This window comes from Mycolicibacterium novocastrense (assembly GCF_001499835.1).
Classification (GTDB): Bacteria; Actinomycetota; Actinomycetes; order Mycobacteriales; family Mycobacteriaceae; genus Mycobacterium; species Mycobacterium novocastrense.
The window spans coordinates 1-8488 of the sequence record NZ_LQIH01000042.1 but is presented as its reverse complement, the minus strand read 5'-3'; the positions used below and the strand labels follow the sequence as shown (position 1 = coordinate 8488).

Sequence of the window (8488 nt, the reverse complement as noted above, 5' to 3'; positions counted from 1 at the left end):
CTACGATGCCCAACGGAGCGACCAGCCCCTGGTCGCAATCCAATAGATCGAGCCTCCGGCAGAACCAGGGCGGTTCAACGTTCATCATCACACTTCCGGTCGCCACCTCCGAGCGCCGCCGACCAGACTTGCCGAAGCCAGCGTCTCAAGACCTGCACGTCCGACCGTAGTTGGACAATCGATCCACGTCCGCGGCCGGGCTATGTAGTTAGCGGCGTGTCGTGTCAGATCGGTCCGTCTGTCTGGGTTTCCCGCGGCGTTTGGCAACGGTGGGCCAGGCGTTGGCGCGCAGAAGTCGTAACCCGTTGAGGCCGACGAGGATAGTGGAGCCTTCATGGCCTGCCACACCCAGCGGCAGCGGGAGATGCCCGACGAGATCCCAGGCGACCAGGACCACGATGAACGTGGCAGCAATGAGCAGGTTGGCGACCACGACACGGCGAGCACGGCGCGCGAGCTCGACAACAGCGGGCAAGCTGGCCAGGTCCTCTCGGGTGATGACGACGTCGGAGGTTTCCAGCGCGAGGTCAGAGCCGCTGCGGCCCATCGCGACAGCAACCTGGGCGGCGGCCATGGCCGGGGCGTCATTGACCCCGTCACCGACCAGCATGACGTTGGCGCCGCTGGCTTCCAGCTCGCGGACGGCGCTGACTTTGTCCGCGGGCAGCAGCCCGGCCCGGACATCGGTGACGCCCAGATCGGCGGCCAGGCGGGCCGCTGCCCGCGGGTTATCGCCGGTAAGCAGGGTCGGCGGGGCGCCGGTGAGCGTGGCGAGGTGAGCAACGGCGTCGGCCGCCCGCTCGCGAGGACGATCGGATAATCCGAGAACCCCGGCGGGCGTCTCGTTGACGCGCACGACCACGGCGGTATGGCCGGTGGCTTCCAATTCGCTGACGGTTGCGTGGGCGGCGGTGTCGTGATCTTGCAGTAGAGCGGGGCTGCCGACTTCAACGATGTTCTCAGCGATGCGGGCACGCACTCCGCGCCCGGGGTTCGATGTGAAGTCGCTGGCCGCGACCATGGCGAGCTCTGGGTGGTGGGCGGCGGCCACAATGGCCCGTGCCAGCGGATGCTCGGAGGGATGTTCGGCGGAGGCCGCCAACCTTAACAGTGCGGTGTCGTCGAGGTGACTGGCGGGCAGGGGGCGGATGTGGGTGAGCCGCGGCGTTCCCTCCGTGAGGGTGCCGGTCTTATCGAAAGCCACGTGGGTGATGCCGGCAAGTTTTTCCAGTACGACCGCGGATTTGACCAGCACGCCGTGGCGGCCGGCGTTGGCGATCGCGGCTAGCAGCGGCGGCATGGTGGACAGCACCAGGGCGCACGGTGACGCCACGATCATGAATGTCATGGCCCGCAGCAGCGCTGATTGCAGGTCGGCGCCCGCCAGCATGGGGATGACGAACAACGCGATCGTGGCGGCCACCATGGCCACCGAGTAGCGCTGTTCGACCTTTTCGATGAACAGCTGGGTGCGGGCCTTGCTGGCGCTGGCCTGGTCGACCATGGCCACGATGCGGGCGATGACGGTGTCGGCGGCCGGGCGCCAAACTCGCACCCGCAGGCTGCCGGTGCCGTTGACGGTGCCGGCGAACACCTCGTCACCGACGTTCTTGTCGACGGGCAGGGCTTCACCGGTGACGGTGGCCTGGTCGACCTCGCTGGCACCCTCGAGGACCACGCCGTCGCCGCCAACGCGTTCACCGGGACGGATCAACAGCACGTCGCCGATATCAAGGATCGCGGTATCAACTATCTCCTCACCCGAATCGGTGATACGGGTGGCGGTTTCGGGCGCCAGATCGAGCAGTCCGCGCACGGAATCTTCGGTACGTTTGGTCGCCACCGCCTCCAGCGCCCCGGAGGTGGCGAAGATAACGATCAGCAGGGCGCCGTCGAAGACTTGGCCGATGGCGGCCGCACCGACGGCAGCGACCACCATCAGCAAATCGACGTCAAGTGTCCTGTCCAACAGGGCTTTCAGCCCTGCCAGCCCAGGTTTCCAGCCGCTGGCGGCATAACAGGCTAGATAGAGCGCCCAGTACAGCCAGACCGGCCCGCCGGCCAGCTGCGCCAGCGACCCCATCCCGAACAGTGCGGTCGCCGCCACCGCCCACCGCACCTCCGGTAACGACCAGGCGATGGATCGGCGCGGACGCCAGGAATCAATCGGGCAGCGCTGCAACGCGGCGGCGGTGTCCTGCACCTCAGTGGTCACCGGGTAGATCATAGCTGCGCATTCGTGCACATACGCAACCGCAAGCACAGAAGAATGCACGCTCACACAGGCCAGCGCTATACTTCCGCCGTGCACTCGTCCATTGCGGACTTCTCAATGCCCACCCAGGAGCAGGTCACCCGGGCCGCGGAGACATTCCGCATGCTCAGCGACCCGACCCGAATCAAGGTGTTGTGGGCACTGCTGCAAGGCGAAACGTCGGTGGCGTGCCTGGCCGAACTGGCCGACGCCGCGCCCACAGTGGTCAGTCAGCACCTGGCCAAGCTTCGGCTGGCCGGCCTGGTCAAAAGTCGCCGCGAGGGAACGTTCGTCTACTACTCGCCCGCTGACACCGACGTGCTACGGGTGCTCAGCCAAGCTCTCTTCGGCGCCGACACCATCACCGCCGACCCCGCCACCACAAAACCGGTTAGCCGACGCCGCCCGTCATCGCGACGCTAGGTCATTCACGTCAATGCCTAAGCATGACATGAACTTTCGCGATCGAACGCACTGAACGGGCAGCAGTCATTTTGTGCGGCATCAGCGTTGATCGTCGGCGGCGCGGTTCTCTTTGGCGAGGAATCGGCCGGTGTTGACGGAGCGGTACGACTCGCCGGTAAGGGTGAGCACATCGGCGCCATGCACGAGGCGATCGATTATGACCGCGGCTACCACAGCGTCGGACAACCTTTTCCCCAGCGGCCGAACGCAGACTTGAGGTCACCATGACCGAGCCCAGCTCCTAGCGGCGGATCTTCTCAGCTCGGCCTCCAGCAGATCACGTGATGCGCGTCGACAGGCGCGTAAACCAGTTGCTGGCGGTGACGAAGAGTACCGAGTACCCAGCGTGGGCAGCTTTCACGCCTGAGCCCGATCGCCCAGTGTCTAGCGATGCCCGGGTCGTCCGAACAGGATCACGTTTTCGGCTTTCGGCACGAAAATTTCCGGTGAGCCAAGTGGGCCAACACATCCGCCGCAGCGGAGACGGCCGACAGAGATTGAAGTCCACCAAGGTCTTTCACCTGCGGATCGCTGCAAGGGTCCCCGCGCCGGCGGAAATCACCGGCACGGGGACATCGAGGAGAGCTCGACGCTCCTAGATTTCTGGCACCCCTACAGCGAGCCGAGGATCTGCTCCATGGTCTCGATCTCTTTTTGTTGCGAGGCGATGATCGAACGTGCCATCTCGATCGCCGGAGTGAACTGGCCGTTGTCGACCTCAGTCTGCGCCATCGCGACCGCACCCCCGTGATGCTCGATCATCTGCGTCAAGAACAGCCTGCTCGCCTCGACACCCTGCGCGTTACGAAGCGCGGCCATGTCTTCCTCGGTCATCATGCCGCCGCCGCCCATATTGCCCATGTCATGGCCGGGCATGCCCGGCATACCAGCACCCGGAGACGTCGTGGAAGACACGCCCCATTCTGATAGCCAACCTTGCAATTGCTGGATTTCCGGGCCTTGAGCCGCCTTGATCTCATTGGCCAACGACACGACCCGCCCATCGATGCCCTGCTTTGCCAACAGCATGTCGCTCATCTCAATCGCCTGCTGATGGTGCGGGATCATCCCTTGGGCGAAGGTCACATCGGCGTCGTTGTGCGCTTGAGCTTGGGCGCCCTCGCTTGCAGAAGCGGATGACGACGGGGTGGCCACCGCCGAGGTAGTCACCGACGACATGTCTTGTTCGCTTTGTGAGCTGTTACTGCAGGCGCTCAATGCGAGCGCTGCGGCCACTGCAGCGGCGGCGAAGCCAATTAACCGGTTCATTTGGACGCGAATTCCTTTCGTTGCGCAGCTAGTCAGCCTGCAGGCAGAACCTAAAGGGTCGGTTCCATATTCGATGAAGAATCGGTAAAGACCCCGACCGCCGGACCTAGTGTTTCTGTCGCCCATCCCCTGGTCGTGATGGCCCGCCATGTATCCGGAGGAAAACATATGCACCCTGGCCAGCACTCGGCCGACCCTCAGATCGGGAACGAAACGAGCCAGGTGGCTCCAGGATGCCTCAAACCCCTCCAAGGTAGTCACATAACGACGGACGAAGGCTTCAACGATCATGTCGACCGGCATAGCCATCCGGTGGGTGGCGAGCATAGCGCCGAAGGCCACCACCCGAGCGACTGGACCTTCAGCGGCTCGGGCATGTTCAAACAGCCGTAGGGCACGCGTCAAGTCGTGTACGAGGAGTAACAAGACAACGCCGAGCTCGTTGGGAAGCGGGACCACCGCAGCATCCCCTGGCCACGATCTCAAGCCACCCACCACTTCATAACAGCCCAAGCGTCGCGACAATCGGCCGCGATCACCGGGCTCTGCGCCCGCCGCAACCGAGTGCCGAAGCAACTCCGCAAGCGTCAGTCTGTGCCCGCACGCCGCGGCGCCGGCGGTTTGCAAAGCCACGATCGCCGGCTGACCTCAATACATACGTAGCAACTACGCGTACCCAGTAGCAGCTGAGGATTTCTCTCTGACGCGCCAGACCCTTCCATCGCCGAATGTGAAGTGTGACGGGTGCCCTCGGCCGCTCGCGCCGCGCAGTCAACCCCACCTTTGCGCCGACGGGTAGCTACGATGTACGTACCGATGCAGTAGCCGCTTCGGTAGCACGCACGCTCGTGTTGGTAGGTCAATGGCGACGTTCCAACCTTTACCGAGCCTTCAATGAAGAGCTAGGTAAGCAAAACACCGAGCGGCGACTATGAAGGGCGGTCACATGTGCAGCGTGGCGCGACGGCGCCGGACATCGAGGCCTGCAGCCGTCGCGTCTGCGTTGAGACGACGGCAGAGAAGGGGTAGCCATGCTGCTGCGGCGGCGGACTTCACGGATCGGTCGGCCGAACACTCGGCTCGGGCTCATTGCCGGGGCGGTGGTGGCGTTGACGGTGCTGCTCATAGGATGCAGCAGCAACGCGGCCGCGCCGGCTCCTCAGGTGATTGCAGACAAGGGCGACCCGTATAGCGAATTACTGGTACCGACGCTGCAATACTCGGTGGCAGACGGTGCCGTCGGTGTGGCGGTGGACTCTCCTGTCGCGGTGACCGCCGGCGACGGCGTCCTCGGCCCGGTCACCATGGTCAATGCAGACGGCATTCCGGTCGACGGGCAGCTCAGCCCAGGTGGAGTGACGTGGGCGACGACCGAGCCACTGGGCTACAACAAGCAGTACACGTTGCACGCTGAAGCACTCGGACTCGGCGGCATCACGCGCAACAGCATGACATTCCAAACGCAGTCGCCGGAGAACCTGACGATGCCTTACGTCATGCCCAACAACGGCGAAGTCGTCGGCGTCGGTCAACCCATCGCCGTCCGCTTCGACGAGGACATCCCGAACCGTCTGGCTGCCCAGAACGCGATTAGGGTCGTCACTACTCCCCCGGTTGACGGAGCGTTCTACTGGCTCAGCAGCCGTGAGGTCCGCTGGCGTCCGGCCGAGTACTGGAAACCCGGCACTACTGTTGAGGTTTCGGTCAAGACTTATGGTGTCGACCTCGGGAACGGCTTGTTCGGCCAGGGCGATGTCAGCACCCGGTTCACCATCGGTGATCAGGTCGTCGCTACCGCCGACGACAACACCAAGACGTTGAGCGTTAGGCGCAACGGCGAACTGATCAAGACCATGCCGCTGTCCATGGGTAAAGACAGCACACCCACTGACAACGGCGCCTACATCATCGGCGACAGGTACGCGAATCTGATCATGGACTCGTCGACCTACGGCGTGCCGGTCAATTCGCCAGACGGTTACCGGCTCGACGTCGATTGGGCGACCCAGATGTCTTACAGCGGCATCTATGTCCATTCAGCACCATGGTCGGTCAACAGTCAGGGGCGTGCCAACGTGAGCCACGGCTGCCTCAACGTCAGTCCCGCGAACGCCGTCTGGTTCTACGAGAACACCAAGCGCGGCGACATCGTCGAAGTCGTCAACACCGTGGGTCCAACACTGTCCGGTACCGACGGTCTCGGCGACTGGAACATCCCGTGGGAACAGTGGCGAGCAGGAAATGCGAACCTCTGAGGTCGGCCAGCCAAGATTCGGGGCGACGTGGCAAGCGCGGCGCGATCTGGCTGAGCACCGCGTGCTGTGGAAGCAGCGGGGCGAGGCCTGGTGTTCGTTGCGACCGAGAATGGCATCCGCCGCTCGACCGACAGTAAAACCACCTGCGAAACGCTTTACACCTTCGACGCACCATGAACGGGCTTACTCGCACCCCGCTGCGACGTTGACCCACGCTGCACACCGCAACCAACAGCGCGCACACAAAGCGCATCGGCCGAAAGCAGCACGGGATCCGATTCGCCCTACTGCTTATGTACGTACATAGAGTTCAGTGCGAAACGCACGGTAACTCGCTCACCTTCATGGATAACATTCGTTTTCCATGAAGACTGCCGGTGAAACGCGTCCTTCTGGTCCTCCGATCCCAGCCGGATAATCGTCGATCACGTTTTTCGCGACACTGTTGCAAGCTCCTGAGCTACAGCGACCCGCTGCGCGTCTACATCAGCGGTCATGGAAACCGCGAAACATCGATCAGCACCGCATCTGCTGGGCTCGCACAGCCGGCGTGTCTGCGGTGCCCGTGTGGTTCGACACCAAGACGGTGGCACCGCCTCGCGACGCGGTCCTCCTGAAGCGCGGCTAAGCGCCCGCGGCCAATCCCCCACTGCCGCACCCTCTCAGCGCCACCAGCTCGCCGCTGCGACACCGCGCCCCACACCGCCCAGCTCGCCACATCCGACCACATGCTCACCGACCTTCAACGGGCACTGTCGGATCTCACCACAATGTGGGCTGATCACCCAGCAGCGCCGCCTGGACCGCAGCGTCGTCCCAGCCGTGGCGCACCGCTTCACGCAAGGCCACCGACCGTCACGCCGCAGGCCCCGACTGTCGAAGCGTCGCACCGCATATCGGCCGCCGCCACGGCGCATCCGCGCCATGCGATCCATGTTGTCGCCCTGCGAGCCCGAAACGACGTGCTGGTGGGGATCTGTCGGCGCCGCGACCTTGACGCACACCGGGTTGTCGCACTCGTGTAGCCCGAGCACCCCAGCGGCCACCACACCGGACACGATCGCCAACGCGTAGCGGTGCGGGCGAACGCACAACCCCGCCCCCTCTCGGGTGAGGTAGAACCGGCCGTAGCCATCGGCGCCGATCGCCCCTGCCCAGATGTTGCAGTCCGAAGCCGTTGGCCCGCAGACGACGTGGCTGTGAAAGCGGGCGATCTCCGCAGCGTGCACACGCCGATCAACGATCAACTGCTCCGCGCTTCTCATGGCCGATGAACCTAACCCTCAGAACTGACATTCAGAGCGCTCAGCGCGGCCAGCCCCCACCGGGCGCTGTGAATCGCACTCCCAAGGTCCTGTGTGGTCCTGCAACCGCCGCCACACCGAGCACCCAAAGGACAGCTGGCCAGACGCCGTGCAGGCGTGCCCGTCGAGCGCTTCTCACCGCACGATGCTGAACCGGCTTGTCCGCCCACATCCCCGACCTGCGTCGCGGCGGACGGGCATGACACAGCACGCACGGGCCGACCAACGCCGCCACGCCCGCTCATCCCGCGCACCGAGGACCTCGCCTCACCACGCCTCAACGCCCGCCGCACATCACGCCGACGCCGCATCGGCCGGCGGCTCACCGATGTAAGGGTCAACAACCCTCACCGGTCCACCGGCCACGCCACCCCCACCTAGTCCCCCACCTAGTGCATGCGAATCATCACTGGCCGTGGGTTTCTCAGGCTTCGGTCCGTGCCGCAGCATGGTACGAACGATGCCGATCCCCAGATCGGTGCGCGCGGCGATCGTCGTCAGCGTCTCGCCGCGGCCCTGCATACGCACGACCGCCGCGCCGCCCCTGGCGCGCTGTGCATCCACCTTCTTGGCGACTTCGATGTCGAGCTGCTGGCGCAGCTGGGCCAGGCGTCTTTTCTTCCAGGTTTCGATTTCGGCGATCTTGCCGACCGCGACGAGAATTTCCGCGGCATCGTCGATGTTCGCCTTCTCCTTCGCGGCGCGGGCCTCGTTGGCCCGGCGAGACGCTTCATGGGCGCGCTTGCGGGCCTCGAGCTTCGATATCCGTGGTGTTGTCATGGTCGGGAACCTTAGGAGCCTGCGCGGCGACCGGGCCACCACCACAGCCACATTCGTCGTTCACCAAGTTTTTCGCCGTCGCTCCTGCCGCACCACCGTCTCTGCCCTCACCACACCGCTGCCCACTTCTCTCACCACCCCCGCTCAGCCCCCAAGCTCCC

The 8488-nt window shown here is 64.4% G+C and carries 6 protein-coding genes and 1 pseudogene; 2 read left to right on the top strand and 5 right to left on the bottom strand.

Features of this window, described 5'->3' with window-relative positions; all coding sequences use genetic code 11:
• Positions 1-208: 208 nt before the first annotated feature.
• Complete coding sequence (locus tag AU072_RS21740; RefSeq protein WP_407937619.1) at positions 209-2203, bottom strand: heavy metal translocating P-type ATPase; 1995 nt, start codon at positions 2201-2203, stop codon at positions 209-211.
• A 102-nt stretch (positions 2204-2305) separates the two neighbouring features.
• Between AU072_RS21740 and AU072_RS21735 the strand changes: the two genes are divergently transcribed.
• Positions 2306-2677 carry an ArsR/SmtB family transcription factor gene (locus tag AU072_RS21735; protein ID WP_064415696.1) on the top strand — a complete coding sequence of 124 codons (372 nt, stop codon included), beginning with the start codon at positions 2306-2308 and terminating at the stop codon, positions 2675-2677.
• 81 nt (positions 2678-2758) lie between these two features.
• On the opposite strand, the gene AU072_RS28690 is transcribed toward AU072_RS21735, so the two are convergent.
• Positions 2759-2893, bottom strand: coding sequence for a hypothetical protein (locus tag AU072_RS28690; protein WP_235629945.1), 135 nt, complete (start codon positions 2891-2893; stop codon positions 2759-2761).
• 438 nt (positions 2894-3331) lie between these two features.
• Positions 3332-3988 carry a DUF305 domain-containing protein gene (locus AU072_RS21730; protein ID WP_064415698.1) on the bottom strand — a complete coding sequence of 219 codons (657 nt, stop codon included), beginning with the start codon at positions 3986-3988 and terminating at the stop codon, positions 3332-3334.
• Between the two features lie 1031 nt (positions 3989-5019).
• On the opposite strand from AU072_RS21730, the gene AU072_RS21725 reads away from it, so the two are divergent.
• Positions 5020-6243 carry a L,D-transpeptidase gene (locus AU072_RS21725; protein ID WP_165595636.1) on the top strand — a complete coding sequence of 408 codons (1224 nt, stop codon included), beginning with the start codon at positions 5020-5022 and terminating at the stop codon, positions 6241-6243.
• Between the two features lie 762 nt (positions 6244-7005).
• Here AU072_RS21725 and AU072_RS21720 read toward each other — a convergent pair.
• Both AU072_RS21720 and AU072_RS21715 read right to left on the bottom strand, forming a co-directional pair.
• Positions 7006-7508, bottom strand: a pseudogene (locus AU072_RS21720) (hypothetical protein).
• Between the two features lie 333 nt (positions 7509-7841).
• Positions 7842-8327: a hypothetical protein gene (locus AU072_RS21715; protein WP_064415695.1), complete on the bottom strand. Its 486-nt coding sequence runs from the start codon at positions 8325-8327 to the stop codon at positions 7842-7844.
• Positions 8328-8488: the final 161 nt, after the last annotated feature.

Excerpts from the sequence above, each read along its gene's own strand:
- AU072_RS21730 (WP_064415698.1), bottom strand. The coding sequence starts at position 3,988 with ATGAACCGGTTAATTGGCTTCGCCGCCGCTGCAGTGGCCGCAGCGCTC.
- AU072_RS21725 (WP_165595636.1), top strand. The coding sequence starts at position 5,020 with ATGCTGCTGCGGCGGCGGACTTCACGGATCGGTCGGCCGAACACTCGG.
- AU072_RS21715 (WP_064415695.1), bottom strand. The coding sequence starts at position 8,327 with ATGACAACACCACGGATATCGAAGCTCGAGGCCCGCAAGCGCGCCCAT.